Genomic DNA, 21,221 nt, shown 5'->3' on the forward strand with positions numbered 1-21,221 from the left:
TGGCCTGGAAACGGGCCATTTCTTTTTTATTTCAATAGATAACGATGATGAATAACCGCAAAAAACATTCAATACCTTTGCGCAAGACCGTGCTTGCACTGACCATTGGCGCGGCCGCGCATAGCGCACAGGCGGCGACGGCTGACGCCAGGGTTAAACCGACTCACGAAGAGACCATGGTCGTGCAGTCCGCCATCGGCAGTGATTTCAGGCCCGGCGGCAGTGAACTGGTGCCCGCGTTTCTGGACGGACAAGTGGCGCATGGCGGCCGCCTTGGCGTGCTGGGCGAGCAAAAAGCGATGGATGTGCCGTTTAACGTCATCGGTTACACCTCGAAGCTGGTGCTGGATCAACAAGCGAAAACCATCGCTGAGGTGGTCAGTAACGATGCGGGCGTGCAGGTTGGGCAGGGTTACGGCAACTTCGCCGAAACGTACCGTATTCGCGGCTTCCAGCTTGATGGTGACGATATGTTGATGGACGGTCTGGCGGGCATTGTGCCGCGCCAGATTGTCGATACCCAGATGCTGGAGCGCGTGGAGATTTTTAAAGGTTCGAATGCGCTGATGAACGGTTCTGCGGGTTCGGGTGTCGGCGGGATGATTAACCTCGAACCGAAACATGCCGACGACACACCGCTCACCCGCGTGGGCGTCGATTACACCACCCGCTCGCAAGTCGGCGGTTCGCTGGATGTGGGGCGTCGCTACGGTGATAACAACCAGTTCGGCGTGCGCATGAACTTGCTGCATCGTGAAGGGGATGCCGCGGTGAAAGATGATCATCGGCGCACGACGGCGGCATCGATTGGTCTCGATTACCGTGGCGAGCGCTTGCGCACGTCGCTGGATCTCGGTTACCAGAACAAAACGGTTCACGGCGGCGAAATGGGCGTCAATATCAGCGCTGTCGACTTTATTCCGACGCTGCCGGATACCCGCAAAAACTACAGCCAGCGCTGGGCGCACAGCGATATTGAGAACGAATTTGGCCTGGCTCGCGCCGAATACGATCTGACCGATGACTGGACAGCTTACGGCGCGTTCGGCGGCCAACATGCTCATGAAGACGGCACCTACGGCGCGCCTAAACTGTTCAATAAAAACGGTGACGCGACCTTCAGCCGCATGGATACGGTGCGGATTTCCGACTCCTGGAGCGGCATGGCCGGGTTGCGCGGTAACTTCGATACCGGTTTTGTTTCCCATAAAGTGAACGTCGGTTATTCGGCGAACATCAAGCGCGATCGCGTGGCCTGGACCCAGTCCGATCAAAAAAATCTGCCGGTGGTGAATATTTATGATCCTTCGGCGATCCCGCTGCCGGACAATTTGACCCATAGCGGCAACTACAGTGACCCGCTGACAACCGCGCGCTACCGCTCGCAGGGTTATACCCTGAGCGACACGCTCGGCGTATTCGACGACCGGCTGCTGTTTACCGTGGGCGCGCGTCACCAGAAATTGTGGGTGCGCAACTACAGCAATGCCACCGGTGCGGAAACCACCACAGCCCGTTATACCCAGGATCGCTGGATGCCGACGTACGGCGTGGTCTATAAGCCGTGGGATGTCGTCTCTTTCTACGCCAACCATACCGAAGCGTTGCAGCCAGGCGGCGTGGCACCAAAGACGGCAGAAAACCGCTATCAAAGCGTGGGGATTGCGCATTCCAGACAGAACGAAATCGGCGTGAAAACGGACTTTGGCCGCATCGGCGGTACGCTGGCGCTGTTTGAAATCAAAAAGCCGACCGGCATTCTTAATAGCACGACCAATGTTTACGGGCTGGATGGTGAGCAGCGTAACCGTGGCGTGGAGCTTAATCTGTTTGGGGAGCCGGTGTTCGGTCTGCGTCTGAATGGCAGTGCGACTTGGCTGGATGCGGAGCTGACGAAAACCAAAGATGGTATCAATCAGGGTAACCGGCCGATTGGTGTGGCAAATTTCTACGGCGTGATGGGGGCCGAGTATGACATTAAACCGGTCGAAGGCCTGACCGCCACGGCACGAGTGAACTATACCGGCTCGCAATATGTGAACACCGCCAATACCCGCAAACTCGACAGCTACACCACGCTGGATCTCGGCCTGCGCTACCGTATGCAGCTGAATGCGGAGAAAAACGAGATGGTCTGGCGCGTGGGCGTGGATAACGTCACCAACGAGAAATACTGGGCCAGCGTAGAAGACAACGGCACCTATATTTACCAGGGCGATCCGCGTACCGTAAAAGTCTCAATGAGTTACGACTTCTGATAGGTGTTTTATCCGGCGGGCGTGATGCCCGCCTGTTGCAGGCTTTTCAATACTTCCCGCATCCCACGGCTCACCACTTTATCCTGACGCATCACCAGCGCTAACTGGCGCTGGAGCGGCGGCTGCACCGGTTGTACGCGCAGGCCCTGGCGGTCCTCTTCCGCCTGAACCGCCACGCCGGGCACGATGCTGTAACCCAACCCGGCGCGCACCATGCGTTTTATCGCTTCAATACTGCCCAGCTCCATCACCGGCGCGAGGGTGACACCGCCTGCGCTAAACCACTGTTCTATGAGCAGGCGCGTGCTGCTGCCGGATTCGAAAACAATCAGCGGCAGGGGGGCAAGCGTTGCCGGTGTTGGCAATAAAACGCCGTCAGCGTCATGGGCTGCGATCGCCACAAATTCTTCGGTAAATAGCGGTGAAATCGCCAGATTGCGTCCGTTGGCGGGCAGCGTCACAAGGCCGATATCGATACGGTTTTCTTCTACCGCGCGCACGATATCGCTGGTGTTGCCGGTGCGTACCCCGACTGACAGTAACGGGAACTCGCGGTGCAACTTTTGCAGCAGCGGCGGCAACAGATGAATACAGGTCGTCGCGCCGGTGCCTATCGTCACGCAGCCGCTGACCGCGTGCTGATGCTGCGCCACCGACTGCACCGCGGCGCTGACGGCATTTTCGATCTCTGCACAATGCGCCAGAAAGGTTTCTCCGGCGGCGGTGGCGCGCAGACCACGCCCGGAACGTTCAATCAGGCGAACATGCAGGGCCTGTTCAAGCTGGCGGATTTGCAGGCTGACGGCGGGTTGCGAAATGCCTAACACCTCTGCGGCGGCGGTAAAACTGCCGCGGGCGAGCACCAGCTTAAACGTCGCTAACTGGTCAAAGCTGAAGTGGGGCATGGCAAAGTTTTCCTTATAACGGTGATAAGCGCAGCCTGGTGCCGTGCGGGCGGCGTTACCGGTAGCCTGTAGATATCATCAAACGGGGAACAGTTTATGGAAATTATTGACGCGCAAGAACACCATCTTAGCGCGATTGTGCAGATTTATGCTTATCACGTGATGCACGGTAACGCCACGTTCGAAACCGAAGCGCCGGACGTGGATGAAATGCGTACGCGGCTGGCGAAAACCCGCCACAATGGCTTGCCGTGGTATGTTGCCGTGCATGAAGGTCAGGTTCGGGGCTACTGCTATTTATCGCGTTACCGCGAGCGGCGGGCGTATCAGTACACGCTGGAAGATTCCATCTATGTTGATGACAACTTTCGCCAGCAAGGCGCAGGCAAAGCGCTACTCGCCCGCGCGGTTGTCTGGGCGGAGCAAAACGGTTACCGCCAACTCATCGCCAATGTTGGCAACAGCGAAAATGAAGGTTCATTACGGCTGCACAGCCGCGCCGGTTTTGTGATTATCGGCACGCTGAAAAGCGTCGGTATGAAGCACGGGCGCTGGCTCGATACGGTACTGATGCAGCGCCCGCTGGGGGAGGGGGATGTGACGCTTCCACGGCCCGGGTAAGCGAGCAGCCCGCGCAGCGCGGGTTATTTCAGGCGCTTTTCTGCGATGCCATACACGGTATTACGTTCGCGTTTTCCGACAGAGACAACGAACACCACAATCCGTCCATCGTTCACCTGGTAGACGAGGCGATAACCGGAAGCGCGCAGTTTGATTTGGTAGCAATCAGGTCAATGGCTGAGTCTGTTTGCTTCAATCCTCGGCGCTTTAAGCACCTGAGCAATTTTCTTTTTAAACTGCTCGCGAACATGGCTGCCTAACTTTCGCCACTCTTTTAATGCGCGTTCATCGAAATCCAGTTGATAAACCATACAACCTCCTTGTTTGCCAAAAGCGGCTTTTCCCTGGCCGCATTGATGTATCAGCGTTTCATCACAAATCGTCCAGCGTCACACGAACCGGTTTCGGATCGCGTAAACGCTCACGCACGATTTCGATCAATTGGCGATCCTCATCATTAAGCAGTGTGCGCTGAAACGGTAGCTTGCCGTTCTCGGCAACATATTCGAGCGTCTGTCGCAGGAGCTCGGAAGGTGTTACGCCAGGTTTTTCCAGAGCGGCAAAGGAACGCGCTTTTAAATCGTCATCGATACGAACATTCAAATTGCCCATGGATTTACCCCTGTCATTACGTTTGTAATGACGAAATGGCAAGGTTAAGACCTTGATGCAACCGCAGCCAGGCAGATCAGGACAATTCTTCTGCTGTCACAATGCGCTCAAACGCATTCAGTTCCGCCAGTTTGCCGTGATACCACTGATCGCAAAATGCGCTGCCTAAATGGTCTGCCAGGTAAGCGCACTGGCGAAACGCCTCCAGCGCAGGTTGCTGGAACAATGGCAGATCGGGCGAGGCGTGGGTGAAGTTGGCCAGCGCCTCATCATCAATACGCTCCAGGCCGTATAACATACCCGTCAGTAACGTCGCCATCACCAGATAAGGGTTGGCGTCCGCGCCCGCCAGGCGATATTCGATCCGCCGGTTGCGCGCATCAGAGCAGGGAATACGCAGTGCGGCGTTGCGTTTGTTGTAACCCCAGGAGTGAAAAAGCGGCTCGTCCAGATTCTTGCGCAACCGCCTGAACCCATTAACGCCCGGCGCCATGATCGCCAGCGACGCGGGCATCAGTTCCAGCATGCCGGCAAGGGAGAGCCGCACCATCTCATTGGGGGCCTCTGCCGGGCTGGCAAACACATTGTCGCCATTCGCGTCATTAAGGCTGACGTGAAAATGCAGGCCATTACCGGCCAGTTCTGAGAAGGGTTTCGCCATAAAATTGGCCTGATAGCCGAATTTCCCGGCCACAGTGCCGGTAAGTTTGCGCAGCGCCAGCACCTGCTCGCAACTATCCACCACGTTGTGCGAATGGCACATGTTCAGCTCAAACTGTCCGGCCTCGGCTTCGCTAACGATGCCGGATAAGGGAAGACGTTGCGCTGCCGCCATACTTTCCAGCTCTTCAATAAACGCAGAGTAGGCCGACGGCACGGCCAGATGAAAACAGCCCTGCGGGCGGTTTTGCTGTGCAGCGGGATCTACAAGGTAGAACTCCATTTCCGCTGCCACCACCGGGTAAAGACCATGCTGGTGAAACTGACGCAGCACATTTTGCAATATGACTCTTGGCTCCAGCGGCCAGGGCATATTATTGCTGTCGAGCATGGTTAATAATAATTGCGCGTTATGGCGCGGATCGTGCGCGCTCGGGCGTAGCGTGCCGGAAACGGGTAAACATACATTATCAGGCTCTTCGTTAATAAGTCTGTCTGGCGAAGAGGTGATTATTTTCCCTTCGCGATCCATGGCGTAAACAGATTGCGGAAAATAACAACCCGAGCTTAGCGAAAATAAGTTTTCGACGGCGACTCTTTTTCCGCGGAATGTGCCATGGGTATCGTTAAGATATATATCAACGTGTTTTGTTTGCGGGTGTTCGTTCAGATATACCTTGATTTCATGAGAAAAATTCTGCTGAAGTTGTCTGATCTCCTGATCCACCATCAACACAGATCGCGAATGCAAAGGTGTTGGAAATGTTGTGGTGGTAAAAAAAGTGCGGATATTTTTCAGCAGCGGAATAGTCATCAGCGAGTTCATATTTTTTCTTTCTATCAGGCCTTTTGGGCGGTGAACTCAGCATAAAAGAGCGCTTTTTATTTTGATATAAACGCCGCGTAAAAAGGAAATACGCGGCGATAAAAATAGTATAAAAATGGCGAGCTTAAAGTGTGGAAGGCATTTTTAGCAGCGGCGAGGGCGCGCTATCCGCGAAATGCGTTTTTACCCAGTCGAGTGTTTTGCGCTGGCCTGGAAAAGTGAGCAATTCGTGGGCATCGGCAAAGCTGACCCAACGGTATTCGCTGTGCTCGTGGTTAAGCGTTATCTCGCAGGCTTCATCGACGTACGCAACAAACACCGGCACGACGGTGATAGCGTCGCGGTGCGCTTCGTAAAACTGCTCGCAGCAGTCGGCGGAATAGAGTTCGCTAAGCTGCAAGCCTGTCTCTTCCTGAGCTTCACGCAGTGCGGTTTGCCAGGCCGTTTCCCCGTGTTCAATGCCGCCTGCAATCTGGCACCACAGGCCGTTAAGCATTTTACCGCTGCGTTTAAGCAGCAGAACGCGCCAGCCCGCTGCGGAGTTGCACAGCACAAACAGGGCTATCGAAAAGCAGCGTATCGGGATTTCCTTACTCATTGTTTTCTCCGTGTTAATGGCTAAAGCAGCAATATCAGGGGCTCGACAGGGCTTGTTATGGTTTCGCGCAAATGGCCTTTTTCCTGATTTTTCACAACAACCAGGCAGCAGATCGGTTACACTCGCGGCACAGAAAAGCCACATGACAGGAGGTTTGTATGCTGGAAAAATTACGTACCCGCGAGGGGAAAAAATTTATCATTGCGGTGGTGATTGTATTCCTGGTTGCCGTCAGCGTCATTTCGAAAGTGACCTTCGAGGGCGTTGAAGATCAGTACAATTTGCCGATGGAATCCTGGACGGTAACGATGTTTATCATGCAGGGCGCATGGGTTGCTATCTACAGCCTGATGTTCACCATCATTGGTTCGCTGCCGTTTGGTTTTTATTTCCTCGGCCCGAAAGACGAGCGCGGCTAATCCTTCCCGCCCTGGCGTGCTGTCGGGGCTGCCTCTCTTGCTCCTTAATCGAAATCGTGATCTCTCGCGTCCTCAGCGTAAAGCTCTGCAGTAAGCCTCAGTGGCCGATAGGTTAACTGCCACTACATTCATTGGCCCGTGCAGGCTGCTGTTTCTCGCTTTAAGAAGCGTTTTTACCGCGCAATAACACATTCGCCAACAATTAAAGATCAAAAAATAACCGCCGATAGAGATCTCACAGGGAGTTCGTGCTGAAAGGAAGATGACGTAAAGGCTGACTCCAGGAGAGCCGTAATGGCCAGAGAACGTGTGACCAAAAAAATGAGCACCCGCGCGCAAATGTTGCTGACGGGGGCCATCACCATCACCCTCGGTTTTGTCGTAACTATCGGGGTACTGAGCTGGCAGTCCAGCAGTGAACAAAAACACCTCGCCGAACAATATCTGCAAAAAATTGCGGAAAGCCAGGCGCTGACTATCCAGCAACAACTGAACTATGCCCGCGATGTGGCGCATAACCTCGGTCACAGCATGATTGCCTTGCCAGAAGCCGGGATCACTGACCGCCAGGCGGCAGATAAACTGCTGATCTCCGCCCTGCGCGATAATCCGGACTATCTCTCTATCTCGGTTATTTTTGAAGAAAACGCCTTTGACGGTCGCGATGCAGAGTTCGCCGACAAACCCGATCAGGCACCTAAAGGCCGCTATGCCTTTTTTGTCGACCACGATCAATCCGGGAATTTTAAGCTCCACCCGCTGATCTCGATCTTTACGCCAGGCCAGGGTGATTACTATCTGCTGCCGCAAAAAAGCCAGAAAGACACGTTAATTGAGCCTTACAGCTACGCCTATAACGGCGTGCCGACGCTGCTGACATCGGTGGCGGCACCGATTGTCAGCGGTGGCAAACTGCATGCGGTTGTGACGTCTGATATTTCGCTGGCCTCATTGCAGCAGAAAGTGAATCAGATCAAACCGTGGGAAGGGGGCGGCTATGCGGTACTGCTCTCTACCGCCGGAAAGGTGATTTCTTACCCGGATAAAAACCTGACCAGTAAGCCTTACCCGGGTAAAACAGAGGGCTTCACCAGTAAAGTCGTGGAACAAGATGATCCGATCCTCGGCGAAAAAGCGCTGATCACCTGGCAGCCAGTCTCTATTGGCAACAGTACCGATAACTGGTATCTCGGCGTCGTTGCGCCGGTGAGTTCGGTGATGGCGGCGGCCAACCGTCAATTGATGTACGCCATTGTTCTGGGGGTTATCAGCATCCTGTTGGTGTGCGCGCTGCTCGGCCTGATCTTCAGCCGTAAAGTGTTGAAGCCGATTGGTGGCGAACCGCTGGAAGGGGCGAATATCGCGCTGGCGGTCGCGGACGGCAAACTCGATAACGCCATCCCGGTGAAAGGTAACGATCGCAGCAGCCTGTTCTATGCCCTGCATACCATGCAGGCGCAGCTACGGCAGATTGTCGGGCAGATCAAAGAAGCCAGTGACTCGGTGCGTCAGGGAGCCGGGGAGATTGTCAGCGGCAACATTAACCTCTCTTCGCGTACTGAACAGCAGGCCGCGGCGCTGGAACAGACCGCCGCCAGTATGGAGCAGTTTAGCGCCACGGTGAAACATAACGCCGCCAACGCCCACCAGGCGACGGCGCTGACCGCCAATGCCACGCAGATTGCCAGCCGGGGTGAAACGCTGGTCGGTCAGGTGGTGGAAACGATGGCGAAAATTGATGACAGTGCGAAAAAAATCGGCGATATCACGGCGATCATCAACAGCATTGCTTTCCAGACCAATATCCTGGCATTGAACGCCGCGGTAGAGGCGGCGCGTGCCGGTGAGCAAGGGCGTGGTTTTGCGGTGGTGGCGTCTGAAGTGCGCAACCTGGCGCAGCGCAGCGCCGATGCGGTGAAAGATATCGGTGCGTTGATTGAGGAGTCCGGCAAACGCGTCGAAGCCGGGGTGCAACTGGTGAATGATGCCGGTCACACCATGCAGGAGATGACGCAGGCGGTGAATTCCGTGCAGACCATCATCAATGAGATTGTCAGCGCCTCGGATGAGCAGGCCAAAGGCATTAGCCAGGTGACAATTGCCGTCAATGAAATGGACGGTGTCACGCAACAAAACGCCTCGCTGGTGCAGCAAATGGCCGCGGCGGCAACGTCACTTGAAGATCAGGCGCAGCAACTGGCGCAGACGGTGCATCAGTTCCGCCTCGACGCGTAACCTGAACAGGGAGTCTGGCAACAGGCTCCCTGCCTTCCTTAGCCGGCAACCAGTTCGATACGGTTATTATCCGGATCCAGAATCACGGCTTCGTAAAAACCATCCCCCGTCCACCGCGCGGCGCTGGCTAACCGGCCCTGCTGACGGGCTTTTTCTGCCATCTTATCCACCGCCCCGACATCTCCGACATGAATAGCAATATGCGCCCAGCCGACAAACTCTGCGGCGTTTGGCGCATCGGCCAGCTCCGGCACGGTCATAAGTTCAATGGTTGGCCCGTTGTGCAGCGACATAAAATAGGATGCAAAACCGGGGCGGTTTTGACTGACATATTTCTCGTTACTGGTGGCGGAAAAAAAGTCGCGCCAGAATTCGCATTGTGCGTCGAGATGGCGTGTCCAGAGTGCGACATGGGCAATGTTCAAGGTGACCTCCAGGGCGTAGGGGATGTGAATTGACAGCGTAATTCAATTGCACGATTATGCTCATTGTTGCTTTATATGAATCTTATAAAGAGGCTTTATGCTCGATTATGCAGCTTTTCCCGATCAACGACAAGATTTGATCCGCCAGCGTCTGCAGACGCAGGGACGGGTAGTCTGTGCGGAGTTAGCCGTTGAATTGCAGGTTTCAGAGCACACTATTCGCCGGGATTTGCAGGAGCTGAGTAAAGCGGGGATCTGCAAAAAGGTGTATGGCGGCGCGGTGTTGCAGCTGGCAACCGCCGGGAGTTTTACGGAAAGGAAAGAGCAGGACCGGGCAAAAAAAAGCCTCCTCGCGCAGCGCTGCGTGCAGCTACTCAAACCCGGTACCTGCGTATTTATCGATACCGGCACTACCAATCTTGAGCTGGCGAAAGCATTGCCGCCAGCGCTAAACCTGACGGTAGTGACGAATTCACCGGAAATCGCCGTTGCCGCGAGTAAATATCCGCATTGCGACGTGATTATGCTGGGCGGACTGGTGCAGCGCAGCACCGGCGGTTGCGTGAGCGGCCCGGCCATCAGCCAGCTTAATGGGATCATTTTCGATCAGGCGTTTATCGGCGGCTGCGCGATGTCGCCGGAGATGGGGCTGACCGGGTTTGATTACGCCGACTGCGAATTTAAAAAGGCGGTGATCGCCCAAAGCAACCAGGTGGTGGTGGCCTTAACGGCAAATAAGATCCCGGGCGTGGCCCGCTACATTGTTGCCGCCAGCCAGCAGATTGATGTGCTGGTGGTCGAAACCGATCTCAGCAAAGCGTTGCATCAAGCCTTTCGCGCAGAGAATATTGAAATCCTGACAGTTTAAACGCAACCGGCCGTTTCGCGCTTTGCCGCTCAGGGTTCATTTCTTGCCAGCCCACAGCGGAGATGTTAAAAGGTGCCCCTTTAAATGAAACCACAAAGGGGAAGGACGTGAAAAACGCGTCACAGGCGGCGGGAAGCAGCACCGATGCCACGTCGGAAGCAGGGCCAACACTACAACGAGGTTTAAAAAACCGTCATATTCAGCTGATTGCGCTGGGCGGCGCGATCGGCACCGGGCTTTTTCTGGGTATTGGCCCCGCGATCCAGATGGCCGGGCCTGCCGTGTTACTGGGCTACGGCATTGCCGGGGTTATCGCTTTTCTGATTATGCGCCAGCTCGGTGAAATGGTGGTTGAAGAGCCGGTGTCCGGTTCATTTTCCCATTTCGCCTACAAATACTGGGGACCGTTCGCCGGTTTCCTCTCTGGCTGGAACTACTGGGCGATGTTTGTGCTGGTGGGAATGGCGGAACTGACCGCCGCCGGTATCTACATGCAGTACTGGTTCCCGGACGTGCCGACCTGGATTTGGGCCGCCGCTTTCTTTGTCATCATCAACGCCGTCAACCTCGTTAATGTGCGCTTGTACGGCGAAACCGAGTTCTGGTTTGCGCTGATTAAAGTGCTGGCGATTATCGGCATGATTGGTTTTGGCTTGTGGATGCTGTTTACCGGCCACGGCGGTGAGCGCGCCAGCTTCGATAACCTCTGGCGCTATAACGGCTTTTTCGCCACCGGCTGGCACGGGCTTATCCTCGCGCTGGCAGTGATTATGTTCTCTTTTGGCGGCCTGGAGCTGATCGGCATTACCGCCGCGGAAGCCAGCGAGCCGCACACCACCATTCCGAAAGCGGTTAACCAGGTGGTGTACCGCATTTTACTTTTCTATATCGGCTCACTGGTGGTGCTACTGGCGCTCTATCCATGGATTGACGTCAAAGCTAACAGCAGCCCGTTTGTGATGATTTTCCACGAACTGGACAGCAATCTGGTGGCATCGGCGCTCAATTTCGTCATTCTGGTGGCGTCTCTGTCGGTGTATAACAGCGGTGTCTATTCCAATAGCCGTATGCTGTTTGGTTTGTCGGTACAGGGCAACGCGCCGGCCTTTTTGACGCGCGTCAGCCGTCGTGGTGTGCCGGTGAATTCGCTGTTCCTCTCGGGGGCTATCACCTCGCTGGTGGTTTTGGTTAACTATCTGCTGCCGCAAAAAGCCTTCGCCATGCTGATGGCGCTGGTGGTGGCGACGCTGTTGCTAAACTGGATCATGATTTCACTGGCGCACCTGAAATTCCGCGCGGCGATGCGCCGCAAAGGGCGCGATCCGCAGTTTAAAGCGCTGCTCTTTCCGGCGGGTAACTATCTGTGCATTGGCTTCATGCTGATGATCCTCGTTTTGATGTGCACGATGGACGATATGCGCCTGTCAGCGGTGTTGCTGCCGGTATGGATTGTGTTCCTGTTTGTCGCTTTCAAACTGCTGCGTCGTACGCCGAAGCGCGGGTAATTCGCGCGACTCCCTACCAGATCCGGTGGGCTGCGGCCTGCCGGACGGGTGATGATGTCTATATCTCAACTGTGATAGCCTCGGATCTTATGGCCAATCGCAGAATATATTGTTGTTATGTCCATTCAGAAAATTGCCAGGATGGCGGGCGTTTCCGTTGCAACGGTTTCACGTGTGCTGAATAACAGCGAATCCGTGAAACCGAAAAATCGTGAACGCGTATTGCAGGCCATCAAGGCGTGCCAGTACCAACCCAACTTATTAGCCCGCCAGTTGCGCACCGCGCGCAGCTCAATGATTCTGGTGTTGGTCTCTAATATCGGTAACCCGTTTTGCGCCGAAGTGGTGAAGGGCATCGAAGAAGAGGCGGAAAAAAACGGTTACCGCATCCTGTTGTGTAACTCCGGTGCGGACATGGCGCGCTCGCGCTCAGCACTCAAATTGCTGTCGGGCAAGATTGTTGACGGCATCATCACCATGGATGCGTGTGCGAAATTGCCGGAGCTGTCCACCATGATTGGCGCCGCGCCCTGGGTGCAATGCGCCGAATACGCCGATAACGGCGACGTCTCCTGCGTCGGCATTAACGATGTCGACGCCGCCCACTGCGTGATTGACCGCTTAGTTGAGCGCGGCTGCCAGCGCATTGCCATTATTAACCACGATCTGAGCTATAAATATGCCCGGCTGCGTGAACGCGGCTACCGGAGCGGTTTACAGGCAAAACGCCTGCGCTATGAAAATGTGGCGTACGCCCGCGATTTGAGTTTCAGCGCCGGGAAAACCGCGATGCAGCAACTGCTTAATGCGCCGCAACGCCCGGACGCGGTGTTTGCCGTTTCCGATACGCTGGCCGCCGGGGCGCTGCTGGCGATCCATGAAGCCGGGCTGACAATGCCGCAGGATATCGCGGTGGTCGGTTTCGATGGCACTGAACTGGCAGAAATGGTTACGCCGCCGCTCAGCACCATTGAGCAACCTTCACAGGCGATGGGGCGCGAAGCCGTCCGGCTGTTGCTGAACCGCATTGATAACCCGGACAGCCCGCCAGAAAGCGTAATCATGGACTGGCGTTATATTTCCCGCGCCAGCGCCTGACATTTCAGGCATGATGTGTGTAAAGATTTCGCCAGCCGTCGCGCTGGCTTTTTTATTGCTCAGGGAGCCTTGCCATGACCCGGCAACGACAAGCTGATTTATTTCTGGTTCTGACCACACTGATCGCCGCCTGCGGGTGGATTTTCTCGCGCGAAGCCATTAGCGGAATGCCGGTTTTCGCCTTTCTTGGGCTGCGCTTTTTTGGCGCGGCGCTGGTGCTGCTGCCGTTTTGCCGTGGGCAACGCATTGCGCTGGAAAAAGTGCGTCAGGTGGTGATAAGCGGCGTATGGATGGCGCTCAACCTTTGCCTGTGGATCTGGTCGGTATCGACCACGCCATCGCTGGGCGAGGGGGCATTTATCATGAGCCTGTCGATGCTGTTTGTGCCGCTGGTGGCCTGGGTGATGCTAAAAAACCGTCCGGCGCGTGCTTACTGGGAGTGTTTGCCGGTCGCCATTATTGGGTTAGCGCTGCTGAGCCTGCACATGCCCATCACGTTTCATGCCAGTCAGGGCTGGTTTTTGCTGACGGCGTTCGTGCAGTCGATCTATTTTTGCTACACCAGCCGCTGTGCCAGAGAAGTGCCGCTGCTGCCGCTCACAGCGGTACAGCTTGCGATTACCGGTATTGCCGGGCTGGTGATTTCTGCGCTGTTTGAGTCCTGGACTCAACCCTTTACCAGCACCACGGCGATGTGGCTGGCGGCGAGCATTTTAATTGCCACAAGCCTCAGGTTTGGCCTGCAGCTGCAAGGGCAAAAATATGCTGCCGTCGCCAGCGCTGCCATCATTATGGTGCTGGAACCCTTACTGACGGTGATTGCCGCTTCGATTTGGTACGGTGAGCGCTTACCGCTGCAAAAAATCCTTGGCGGCGTGTTGATCCTGCTGGCGCAGATTTGGTTCCGCTGGCGGATGATTGCGCGTCTACCGTCAAAGCCGTAACGTGCCGGCCAGCACCGTATGCGCACCGCCACCGATCAGCACGCGTCCATTTTCCCTGAGCGCCAGCGCTAAAACGCCGCCGCGCGGTGAGGCCTGGAAGGCGGTAAGCGAGCGCTTACCCAGCCGCGCCGACCAGTAGGCCGCCAGCGCACAGTGCGCGGAGCCGGTCACCGGATCTTCATTCACCCCCACCCACGGGGCGAAGTAGCGCGAGACGCAATCATACTCATCCTGACCGGGCGCGGTGACTGCCACGCCGCGGCCTGGCAAGGCGCGAAGCGCCGCAAAATCAGGCGTGAGTGCGTAAATTAATTGCGCATCCTCGACCACCACCAGTTGCTTCGCGCCGAACAAACCGTAACCACTCACCTGTTCATGCGACAGTCCGAGTGCCTTGAGTAATTCCGCTGGCGCTTCGGGCTGCATGTGCGGCGTCAGTAGCGGGAAATCAAGCTCAATGCCCTGCGCTGCGGCGGTTGCCGTCAGCGGGCCGGAAAGGGAGTGAAAGGTGATGGCGTCGCCTTCGGCAAGCCGCCCGTTCTGGCGCAGAATATGCGCGGTTGCCAGCGTGCCGTGGCCGCATAAATCGACTTCGGCCTGCGGCGTAAACCAGCGCAGGTTATTGTCCGCAAGGTTTAAAAACGCGGTTTCGGATACCGCCATCTCTTCGGCTATCTGCTGCATTAATGCGGCTTCCAGCCCCTGCGGTGTCATGCATACCGCTGCCGGGTTACCGGAAAAAGGACGCGTACTGAACGCGTCCACCAGGTAAATATCAAGTTCCACTACGGCGCTCCCTTTGTTAACAAGGGGATAACATTATCCCCTTTTTACGCCTGCGGATAGCGCGAATCAGGAGTTAGCCGGGCAGCGCGGTGCCAGTTGATGGCGGGCGCTCACTGCCGCTGCGGCCAGTACCAGCATCATCACCACTTCTGTTGCCAGAAAACCACTCAGCGCCGTGCTGTAGTTGCCTTGCGACTGGCCGACAAGATGCAAAAACAACCCACCGAGCACCGCCGGACCCAGGCCGAGTGTCGCTTGTTGCAACGTGCTAAGCAGGGCGCTACCTGCGCCCGCATCCTGGGTGGTGATATCGCGCATGCCGATGCGGTAAAAGCTATTTACGATCAGCGCCTGGCCATAGCCAATCAGCGCGGTAGACGGCGCGAGCGCCAGCGCACCCACCGTCCGCCCGGAAAGCTGCAGGGTAGCAATTAATGCCAGCAGGCCACTGACCTGGATCATCAGCCCGGTGAGCAAAATGGTGCGCATGCTATAGCGACCAATCATTTTGGGCGCATACCAGGCAGAGACAAAATAGGCGACGCCCAGCGCTACAAAGCTGTTGCCCGACTGGTACGGCGTCATGCCCATTCCGGCTTGCAACGTGAGCGCCATACAGAACATAAAACCCGACCACGCGCTAAAGAACAGCAACGCAATCAGCAGCCCGAAACGGATGCTGTGCAGCTTGAGTAAGCGCGGCGGTAGCAGCGGGATTAAACCCGCTTGTTGCTGTTTCAGTGCGCTGGTGCGCATCCACCATGCCAGCGGAATCAGCGCCAGCAGCGCGGCTTTCGTTTCCCACGGCCAGTGCAGCTCCGGGCCAAGCGCCAGCGGGAACAGCAGGCAGCAGAGGATCATCGCAAGGGCGATCGTGCCTTGCCAGTCGATTCGCGTGCGCGTTTCGTTTTGCGTTTCCGGCACATAGCGGCGGCTGAGCGCCAGCACCAGAAGGCAAATGGGCACATTGATAAAAAAGGCGTTACGCCAGCCAAGACCGGCGATATCGGCTGAGACCAGCCAGCCGCCGCCCATCTGCCCGATGATAAACGCCACGCCGCCAATACCGCCGTAGAGACTGATGGCGCGTGCGTGGGCTGTGCCTTTTAGCGTGACATGCAACGTTGCGAGGATCTGCGGCACAATCAACGCCGCACCCATGCCTTGCAGTGTTCGCGCGCCTAGCAATGCGGAGACCGAATTTGCCAGCCCGCACAACAGCGAAGCGATACCAAACAGGGCAACGCCCCATAGAAACACACGCCGGCGACCGAGGTTATCCCCCAGTTTACTTCCCATCGCCAGACAGACGGCGAAAGCCACGCCGTACAGCGCGACAATCAGCGCCAGCTGTGTGGCGGTGGTGTGCAGCGACAGGGTGATGGAGTCGAGCGCGACATTGGTAATTGAGGTGTCAATCAATGGCAGCATCTGCCCGGTCAGCAGAAGGATCAGGCCTGCCCGGCCCGGAGAAACAGCAGACGTTTTCATGGGAACTCCATTGCGTCATTCATCGGATGGACGTAGCATCGCTTAACAGAAAAACGGGTACCAGTTCTTGCCTATACTGGTACTGGCACTACCATGCTGGAGATGGTTATGACGTCGATGGTCGAAAAGATCCCGGAACTGACGGTGCTCGATGAGAACCGCAAACAGCTTGGTGCGTTTTTACGTGCGCGGCGGGAAAGCCTCGATCCGCAGCGGCTGGGGCTGCCGCGCAGTACGCGTCGGCGCACGCCGGGGCTGCGGCGTGAAGAGGTGGCGCTGCTGGCGGATGTGGGGGTCACCTGGTATACCTGGCTCGAACAGGGCAGGGACGTCAATCCTTCCGCTACCGTGTTGCAGGCGATTGCCGCTGCTTTGCAGTGTTCGCCAACGGAAACCCGCCATCTGTTTTTGCTGGCCGGGCTAACGCCAACGGAAGCGCTGAATACGCCGCAATGTGAAGGTATCAGTGAAGGCACCCGGCGTTTGCTGGATAGCCTGCTGCCGCAACCGGCCAGTATTCAGAAAACCAACTTTGACATTGTGGCGTGGAATGCCGGTTTTGAGCGCCTGATGGGGGTTAATTTCAGCGAAATCCCCGACGATGATCGCAACTGTATTTATCTCTATCTCACCCACCCGCAATGGCGTACCCGGCTCGGCTATGATGAGAGCGTGTTACAGACCTTTGTTGCCTATTTCCGCGCGGCCATGGCCGAGCACCGGGGCGATGCGGTGTGGGAAGCGAAGCTGGCGCGGTTTTGTGCGGCGTCTGCGGAATTTGAAGCGTTGTGGCGCAAGCATCTGGACGTGCGCGGTGTGGAAAATAAGATAAAAATCTTTAACCATCCGCAGTTAGGCGAGTTTTCACTTCAGCAAATGTACTGGTACTCAGCACCGCGTAACGGCTCGCGGCTGCTGGTTTATCTGCCGGTGGATGAGGCCGGTGAAAAGGCGTTGAACTGGCTGGCGGAAAACGCTTAAGGGCGCAGACGTTTTTGATCTTTGCGCGGCAAGCCGTCGACCACGCGGTTCCATGATTCCTGAATCAGGAACGCGAGCAGCGATTCGTCGATGTCATCGCCAGCGAATACCGAAATCCAGTGTTTTTTGTTCATGTGATACCCCGGCTCAATGCTGGGGTAGATCTGCTGGTTGAGCAGCGATTTTTGCGGCTCGGCTTTCATCGTCACCATCGGCCTGCCGTGCGCGGTGGTGGTCATCATAAAAATCTTCCCGCACACTTTGAACACGTCATGTTCCGGCCCAAACGGCCAGCAATGTTCGGTGAAGGGCAGTTCGAGCGCAATACGGTGCGCGCTCGCTTGCAGGGTTTTACTGTCCATTATTTTCCTCAATGGCCAGCGCACGCCACATGGCTTCGAAGCCAAGGCGCTTAAACTCGGTGATGCGAGAAGCATCCCGGCTGGCGAAAGTGATCGTGGTGTCCGCCATCGACAGGAAAATCGCATCGCCAAAAGGGGAGTATTCATCGGTCAGAAACACCGGCCGTACCGAACGATGGCATAACTCATGCAGCTCCGGAAAAATTTCCGCGACTTGCTGGCGGGTTGCGTCGGTGAGTTTGTCGCTGACAGCAATCTGGCGTACGGCGCAGTGGCCATTCGGGTGGCGGATGCCCCAGTCGATATAGCTGTTCCAGATGCATTGCGTGTGGTGCCTGGAGTCGTTGATCGAGAGATCGATATTCGCCAGCATGGTGCCGCACAGATCGCTTTTCAGATGCAGGTAAAGTGCGTTGAGCAGATCGTCTTTGGTGGCGAAGTAGCGAAACAGCGTCCCTTCCGCGACACCCGCATTGCGGGCGATTAACGCGGTGGAGGCAGCGATTCCCGACTGTGCAATGGCTTCGGTAGCCGCTTCCAGTAACGCCAGTTTTTTATCTTCACTCTTTGGACGAGCCACTACACTTTTCCTCTCAGATTGTAAAAACCACGATTGAAACATGCCCTCTGTAACGCTGCAACGTCGAATGTCATAGAAAAAAATGATCTTGACGGTTGAGCGTTGCTTTCTATAATGAGTGCTTACTCACTCATAATCAAGTTTAACCAGCGTCGTATCTACGGAATGGATCGATTTTGTCGGGTCAGGATATGAAGCGTCTCATTTTCAGCGTGGTTCTTGTTATGCTCGTTGCCTCTGCCGCAAGTTTACCTTTTGTTCTGAATGCCGGATTTGGCCAACTCCCGCAGGGCGAACAGCTTACTGAAGTCGAAAAATCACCGCATTATCGTGACGGGAAGTTTCAAAACCAGTTGCCGACTCCCGGTTTTACCGGAAAGAAAAATATGCTGGCAGCATGGTGGGATTTCCTGGTCACTAAACGCGAGAACGCGCGTCCACAGCAACCGTTACCGACGGTGAACACCGATCTGGCCAGCCTGCCGCTTGAACAGGATACGCTGGTGTGGATGGGGCATTCGTCCTGGTATTTGCAACTGGCGGGCAAGCGCATTCTGATCGATCCGATCCTGAGTAATTACGCGGCGCCATTTTCATTTCTCAATAAGGCGTTTGCCGGTAACGATCTCTGGACGGCGCAAAATATGCCGGAGATCGATCTGCTGATTATTTCGCACGATCACTATGACCACCTGGATTACGCCACTATCAAGGCGCTGATGCCGAAAATCAAAAAAGTGGTGACGCCGCTCGGTGTGGGCTCGCACCTGCGTTACTGGGGAATGGATCCGGCAATCATTCAGGAAGCTGACTGGCAGCAGAAAGTGGTGGTGAGCGACGATTTGGCTGTGCACGTTTTACCCGCGCGCCACTTTTCCGGGCGCGGTCTGAAACGTAATCAGACATTATGGGCCAGCTTTATGTTCACTACTGCCACGCAAAACGTTTATTACAGTGGCGATAGCGGCTATGGCCCGCATTTCAAAGCGATTGGTGAACAGTTTGGCGTGGTTGACCTGGCGATTATGGAAAATGGTCAGTACGACGAAGACTGGAAGTACATTCATATGATGCCGGAAGAGACTGCGCTGGCAGCGCAGGAACTTAATGCTCGCGCGGTTCTGCCGGGCCATGCGGGGCGTTTTGTGTTGGCAAAACATACCTGGGACGATCCGTACAAACGGCTGGCGGCAGCAAGCCGGGACAAAAGCTATCGCTTACTGACACCGAGGCTGGGCGAACCGGTGCTTGCGGCTGACACTGCGCAAGTTTTCCGCGCCTGGTGGGAATAAACCCGTTTATTAATCGAAGAGCAGAGGGGGATCGCAGTATGACTATTTCCGCTCAGGTTATCGACACCATCGTCGAGTGGATCGACGACAATCTCCATCAACCATTACGTATTGATGATATTGCAGCGCATGCGGGCTATTCCAAATGGCATCTGCAACGGCTTTTCTTGCACTATAAAGGGGAGAGTCTGGGGCGCTATATTCGCACGCGCAAATTATCTCTCGCTGCGCGCGATTTACGTAATACCGATCAGAAGGTTTACGACATTTGCCTGAAGTACGGTTTTGATTCGCAGCAGACGTTTACGCGCATCTTTACCCGCACCTTTAATCTGCCGCCGGGTGCGTACCGGCGGGAGAATCATCAGCATACCCATTGATGGAAAACAGATAAAAAAAATCGGCCTGCATAAGGCCGTTTTTTTATTCTGCCAGCGTTTTCTCAATGCCTAAACGGCTTAAAAGCCCGCTAATACCTTCGCGCGCCAGCAGCGTTGAAAGCTGTTTTTGTTCCTCTGCGGTCATATTTTGCAGTACTTTGATAATTTCATGCAGCGCGCTATTTCCGCTGGCGTAAACAGGCGCGGGTTCGGCAATAGAATAGGAAGAATTATGATGGCGCATAGAGGGCGTTTTCATAATGAAACTGCGCACCTCTTTCGTAATGTGAATCAGCCTGGCTCGACCGCCTTTTACACCGGGTAACGGTTCTGTTGTCCAACCTTGCTGGCGGATCCAACGATTTACCGTTTGTCTGGCGACGCCGAGAAACTCCGCTAATTCTTCGGTGGTCATTTTGTTAGGTAATTTCATCATATTATTTTTGATCGCGGAGCCCCAGACGTTGCAACAAGCCGGTAATGCCGTCGCGTAATAAAAGCGAAGAGAGTTGTTTTTGCTCCGCGTCTGTCATCTCTTTTGCCAGCCGGATTAATAATGCCTCGAGTGAGGTATCGCTGGCGGTAAGTGTGGCTTTTGGTTGGTCTTCAGTGCGCTGTGCGCTGCGAATAAATGCGCGGACTTGTTCATTTACATGGACCAGACGGGCTTTACCTCCTTGTACGCCGGGTTTTGGTGATGTAACCCAGCCTTCTTTGCGCACCCATTTATTGATGGTTTGTCGGCTATATCCTGTAAGGCTTGCCAACTCTTCTGGCGTCATTCGTTCCTTGAGCATGTAATTTCCCGAATTGTTGTAAGGGTAATTAATGGTTTATGTTATAGCACCATTTTAGGGGAAAATGTGACATGTTTAACTACTGGCTGCGAGGGCGTTCGCAATGTCTTTCATTTGCATGCTTTTTCAGCGATTGAATAATGCGGCGCGATTTTGCCGTTGACACCTGACAAGGGAATTCATATTATGCCGCCCGTCAACACGACACGCTTTACGCGATGGGGCTATAGCTCAGCTGGGAGAGCGCTTGCATGGCATGCAAGAGGTCAGCGGTTCGATCCCGCTTAGCTCCACCAAATTCCGCACCCAACGGAATTGGCGCATAAGGCATATTGTGGGGCTATAGCTCAGCTGGGAGAGCGCTTGCATGGCATGCAAGAGGTCAGCGGTTCGATCCCGCTTAGCTCCACCAAAATTCAAACCCTCGCGTTTACGCGGGGGTTTTTCGTTTTATTCCGCGCTGTGTTAATTCTTTCTGCTATACATTAATAAGCAAACATCCGGTGAGGCGTCAGTAATGGCGGTTATTCGAGCCGCTGCTTACTTGATTCGCTTAATAAATAAACCTATTATCTCGG

22 protein-coding genes, 2 tRNA genes and 1 pseudogene are annotated in these 21,221 nt (G+C 55.3%); 13 read left to right on the forward strand and 12 right to left on the reverse strand.

Annotated features, from left to right (window positions below; genetic code table 11):
* Positions 1-44 precede the first annotated feature (44 nt).
* Positions 45-2,258, forward strand: a complete 2,214-nt coding sequence (locus O3S68_RS00870; RefSeq protein ID WP_269230609.1) for a TonB-dependent receptor — start codon at positions 45-47, stop codon at positions 2,256-2,258.
* A gap of 8 nt (positions 2,259-2,266) precedes the next feature.
* On the opposite strand, the gene O3S68_RS00875 is transcribed toward O3S68_RS00870, so the two are convergent.
* Complete coding sequence (locus O3S68_RS00875; protein ID WP_269230610.1) at positions 2,267-3,163, reverse strand: LysR family transcriptional regulator; 897 nt, start codon at positions 3,161-3,163, stop codon at positions 2,267-2,269.
* Between the two features lie 96 nt (positions 3,164-3,259).
* Here O3S68_RS00875 and O3S68_RS00880 point away from each other — a divergent pair, with 96 nt between their 5' ends.
* The gene (locus O3S68_RS00880) at positions 3,260-3,784 is read left to right on the forward strand and encodes a GNAT family N-acetyltransferase (RefSeq protein WP_269230611.1); all 525 of its coding nucleotides are present in this window, start codon (positions 3,260-3,262) and stop codon (positions 3,782-3,784) included.
* Positions 3,785-3,807: 23 nt separating this feature from the next.
* Here O3S68_RS00880 and O3S68_RS00885 read toward each other — a convergent pair.
* From O3S68_RS00885 to O3S68_RS00900, 4 genes and pseudogenes are all read right to left on the reverse strand, one after another.
* Positions 3,808-4,095 (reverse strand): annotated as a pseudogene (locus O3S68_RS00885) (type II toxin-antitoxin system RelE family toxin).
* Between the two features lie 61 nt (positions 4,096-4,156).
* Positions 4,157-4,396 carry a type II toxin-antitoxin system RelB/DinJ family antitoxin gene (locus tag O3S68_RS00890; protein ID WP_269230612.1) on the reverse strand — a complete coding sequence of 80 codons (240 nt, stop codon included), beginning with the start codon at positions 4,394-4,396 and terminating at the stop codon, positions 4,157-4,159.
* 76 nt (positions 4,397-4,472) lie between these two features.
* A complete protein-coding gene (locus tag O3S68_RS00895) occupies positions 4,473-5,882 on the reverse strand; it encodes a glutamine synthetase family protein (protein WP_269230613.1) in 1,410 nt (469 codons plus the stop codon).
* Positions 5,883-6,006: 124 nt separating this feature from the next.
* Positions 6,007-6,480 (reverse strand): NUDIX hydrolase, encoded by a 474-nt coding sequence (locus tag O3S68_RS00900; RefSeq protein ID WP_020454620.1) that lies wholly within the window; start codon positions 6,478-6,480, stop codon positions 6,007-6,009.
* 158 nt (positions 6,481-6,638) lie between these two features.
* Here O3S68_RS00900 and O3S68_RS00905 point away from each other — a divergent pair, with 158 nt between their 5' ends.
* Positions 6,639-6,899 carry a DUF2534 family protein gene (locus tag O3S68_RS00905; RefSeq protein WP_269230614.1) on the forward strand — a complete coding sequence of 87 codons (261 nt, stop codon included), beginning with the start codon at positions 6,639-6,641 and terminating at the stop codon, positions 6,897-6,899.
* Between the two features lie 294 nt (positions 6,900-7,193).
* Positions 7,194-9,134, forward strand: a complete 1,941-nt coding sequence (locus tag O3S68_RS00910) for a methyl-accepting chemotaxis protein (RefSeq protein WP_045513896.1) — start codon at positions 7,194-7,196, stop codon at positions 9,132-9,134.
* Between the two features lie 38 nt (positions 9,135-9,172).
* Here O3S68_RS00910 and O3S68_RS00915 read toward each other — a convergent pair whose 3' ends face one another.
* Positions 9,173-9,559, reverse strand: coding sequence for a VOC family protein (locus O3S68_RS00915; protein ID WP_269230615.1), 387 nt, complete (start codon positions 9,557-9,559; stop codon positions 9,173-9,175).
* 97 nt (positions 9,560-9,656) lie between these two features.
* Between O3S68_RS00915 and O3S68_RS00920 the strand changes: the two genes are divergently transcribed.
* The 4 genes from O3S68_RS00920 to O3S68_RS00935 all read left to right on the forward strand — a co-directional run bounded on the left by O3S68_RS00920 (position 9,657) and on the right by O3S68_RS00935 (position 13,974).
* Positions 9,657-10,427, forward strand: a complete 771-nt coding sequence (locus O3S68_RS00920) for a DeoR/GlpR family DNA-binding transcription regulator (protein WP_269230616.1) — start codon at positions 9,657-9,659, stop codon at positions 10,425-10,427.
* A 107-nt stretch (positions 10,428-10,534) separates the two neighbouring features.
* Positions 10,535-11,932, forward strand: coding sequence for a phenylalanine transporter (pheP, locus tag O3S68_RS00925; protein WP_020454616.1), 1,398 nt, complete (start codon positions 10,535-10,537; stop codon positions 11,930-11,932).
* Between the two features lie 117 nt (positions 11,933-12,049).
* Complete coding sequence (locus tag O3S68_RS00930) at positions 12,050-13,030, forward strand: LacI family DNA-binding transcriptional regulator (protein ID WP_269230617.1); 981 nt, start codon at positions 12,050-12,052, stop codon at positions 13,028-13,030.
* Between the two features lie 74 nt (positions 13,031-13,104).
* Positions 13,105-13,974: a DMT family transporter gene (locus tag O3S68_RS00935; protein ID WP_020454614.1), complete on the forward strand. Its 870-nt coding sequence runs from the start codon at positions 13,105-13,107 to the stop codon at positions 13,972-13,974.
* Here O3S68_RS00935 and O3S68_RS00940 read toward each other — a convergent pair.
* Together O3S68_RS00940 and O3S68_RS00945 are read right to left on the reverse strand one after the other, a co-directional pair.
* Positions 13,963-14,760, reverse strand: a complete 798-nt coding sequence (locus tag O3S68_RS00940; protein WP_269230618.1) for a PhzF family phenazine biosynthesis protein — start codon at positions 14,758-14,760, stop codon at positions 13,963-13,965. The genes O3S68_RS00935 and O3S68_RS00940 overlap by 12 nt on opposite strands.
* A gap of 66 nt (positions 14,761-14,826) precedes the next feature.
* Positions 14,827-16,251: an MFS transporter gene (locus O3S68_RS00945; protein ID WP_269230619.1), complete on the reverse strand. Its 1,425-nt coding sequence runs from the start codon at positions 16,249-16,251 to the stop codon at positions 14,827-14,829.
* Positions 16,252-16,368: 117 nt separating this feature from the next.
* Here O3S68_RS00945 and O3S68_RS00950 point away from each other — a divergent pair, with 117 nt between their 5' ends.
* Positions 16,369-17,232 (forward strand): helix-turn-helix transcriptional regulator, encoded by an 864-nt coding sequence (locus tag O3S68_RS00950; protein ID WP_370447818.1) that lies wholly within the window; start codon positions 16,369-16,371, stop codon positions 17,230-17,232.
* On the opposite strand, the gene O3S68_RS00955 is transcribed toward O3S68_RS00950, so the two are convergent.
* Together O3S68_RS00955 and O3S68_RS00960 are read right to left on the reverse strand one after the other, a co-directional pair.
* Complete coding sequence (locus O3S68_RS00955) at positions 17,229-17,594, reverse strand: MmcQ/YjbR family DNA-binding protein (RefSeq protein WP_020454610.1); 366 nt, start codon at positions 17,592-17,594, stop codon at positions 17,229-17,231. The genes O3S68_RS00950 and O3S68_RS00955 overlap by 4 nt on opposite strands.
* On the reverse strand, positions 17,584-18,174 hold the full coding sequence (locus O3S68_RS00960; RefSeq protein ID WP_045513910.1) for a TetR/AcrR family transcriptional regulator: 591 nt from the start codon (positions 18,172-18,174) through the stop codon (positions 17,584-17,586). The genes O3S68_RS00955 and O3S68_RS00960 overlap by 11 nt, the downstream gene beginning before the upstream one ends.
* 176 nt (positions 18,175-18,350) lie before the next feature.
* Between O3S68_RS00960 and O3S68_RS00965 the strand changes: the two genes are divergently transcribed.
* Positions 18,351-19,466: an MBL fold metallo-hydrolase gene (locus O3S68_RS00965; protein WP_170956388.1), complete on the forward strand. Its 1,116-nt coding sequence runs from the start codon at positions 18,351-18,353 to the stop codon at positions 19,464-19,466.
* A gap of 38 nt (positions 19,467-19,504) precedes the next feature.
* Positions 19,505-19,846, forward strand: a complete 342-nt coding sequence (locus O3S68_RS00970; RefSeq protein ID WP_045513916.1) for a RamA family antibiotic efflux transcriptional regulator — start codon at positions 19,505-19,507, stop codon at positions 19,844-19,846.
* Between the two features lie 43 nt (positions 19,847-19,889).
* Here the strand turns inward: O3S68_RS00970 and O3S68_RS00975 are convergent, their stop codons facing one another.
* Together O3S68_RS00975 and O3S68_RS00980 are read right to left on the reverse strand one after the other, a co-directional pair.
* Positions 19,890-20,282 carry a YfeC-like transcriptional regulator gene (locus O3S68_RS00975; RefSeq protein ID WP_020454606.1) on the reverse strand — a complete coding sequence of 131 codons (393 nt, stop codon included), beginning with the start codon at positions 20,280-20,282 and terminating at the stop codon, positions 19,890-19,892.
* 1 nt (position 20,283) lies between these two features.
* The gene (locus O3S68_RS00980) at positions 20,284-20,643 is read right to left on the reverse strand and encodes a YfeC-like transcriptional regulator (protein ID WP_044489437.1); all 360 of its coding nucleotides are present in this window, start codon (positions 20,641-20,643) and stop codon (positions 20,284-20,286) included.
* A 220-nt stretch (positions 20,644-20,863) separates the two neighbouring features.
* On the opposite strand from O3S68_RS00980, the gene O3S68_RS00985 reads away from it, so the two are divergent.
* Positions 20,864-20,939 (forward strand) — tRNA-Ala (locus O3S68_RS00985).
* 40 nt (positions 20,940-20,979) lie between these two features.
* Positions 20,980-21,055 (forward strand) — tRNA-Ala (locus tag O3S68_RS00990).
* The last annotated feature ends 166 nt before the right edge of the window (positions 21,056-21,221 follow it).

Source organism: Kosakonia sp. SOY2 (genome assembly GCF_027109175.1).
Lineage (GTDB): Bacteria > Pseudomonadota > Gammaproteobacteria > Enterobacterales > Enterobacteriaceae > Kosakonia.

Coding starts and splice junctions, on each gene's coding strand:
- O3S68_RS00870 (WP_269230609.1), top strand. CDS start 45: ATGATGAATAACCGCAAAAAACATTCAATACCTTTGCGCAAGACCGTG.
- O3S68_RS00875 (WP_269230610.1), bottom strand. CDS start 3,163: ATGCCCCACTTCAGCTTTGACCAGTTAGCGACGTTTAAGCTGGTGCTC.
- O3S68_RS00880 (WP_269230611.1), top strand. CDS start 3,260: ATGGAAATTATTGACGCGCAAGAACACCATCTTAGCGCGATTGTGCAG.
- O3S68_RS00890 (WP_269230612.1), bottom strand. CDS start 4,396: ATGGGCAATTTGAATGTTCGTATCGATGACGATTTAAAAGCGCGTTCC.
- O3S68_RS00895 (WP_269230613.1), bottom strand. CDS start 5,882: ATGAACTCGCTGATGACTATTCCGCTGCTGAAAAATATCCGCACTTTT.
- O3S68_RS00900 (WP_020454620.1), bottom strand. CDS start 6,480: ATGAGTAAGGAAATCCCGATACGCTGCTTTTCGATAGCCCTGTTTGTG.
- O3S68_RS00905 (WP_269230614.1), top strand. CDS start 6,639: ATGCTGGAAAAATTACGTACCCGCGAGGGGAAAAAATTTATCATTGCG.
- O3S68_RS00910 (WP_045513896.1), top strand. CDS start 7,194: ATGGCCAGAGAACGTGTGACCAAAAAAATGAGCACCCGCGCGCAAATG.
- O3S68_RS00920 (WP_269230616.1), top strand. CDS start 9,657: ATGCTCGATTATGCAGCTTTTCCCGATCAACGACAAGATTTGATCCGC.
- O3S68_RS00930 (WP_269230617.1), top strand. CDS start 12,050: ATGTCCATTCAGAAAATTGCCAGGATGGCGGGCGTTTCCGTTGCAACG.
- O3S68_RS00935 (WP_020454614.1), top strand. CDS start 13,105: ATGACCCGGCAACGACAAGCTGATTTATTTCTGGTTCTGACCACACTG.
- O3S68_RS00945 (WP_269230619.1), bottom strand. CDS start 16,251: ATGAAAACGTCTGCTGTTTCTCCGGGCCGGGCAGGCCTGATCCTTCTG.
- O3S68_RS00950 (WP_370447818.1), top strand. CDS start 16,369: ATGGTCGAAAAGATCCCGGAACTGACGGTGCTCGATGAGAACCGCAAA.
- O3S68_RS00955 (WP_020454610.1), bottom strand. CDS start 17,594: ATGGACAGTAAAACCCTGCAAGCGAGCGCGCACCGTATTGCGCTCGAA.
- O3S68_RS00970 (WP_045513916.1), top strand. CDS start 19,505: ATGACTATTTCCGCTCAGGTTATCGACACCATCGTCGAGTGGATCGAC.
- O3S68_RS00975 (WP_020454606.1), bottom strand. CDS start 20,282: ATGATGAAATTACCTAACAAAATGACCACCGAAGAATTAGCGGAGTTT.
- O3S68_RS00980 (WP_044489437.1), bottom strand. CDS start 20,643: ATGCTCAAGGAACGAATGACGCCAGAAGAGTTGGCAAGCCTTACAGGA.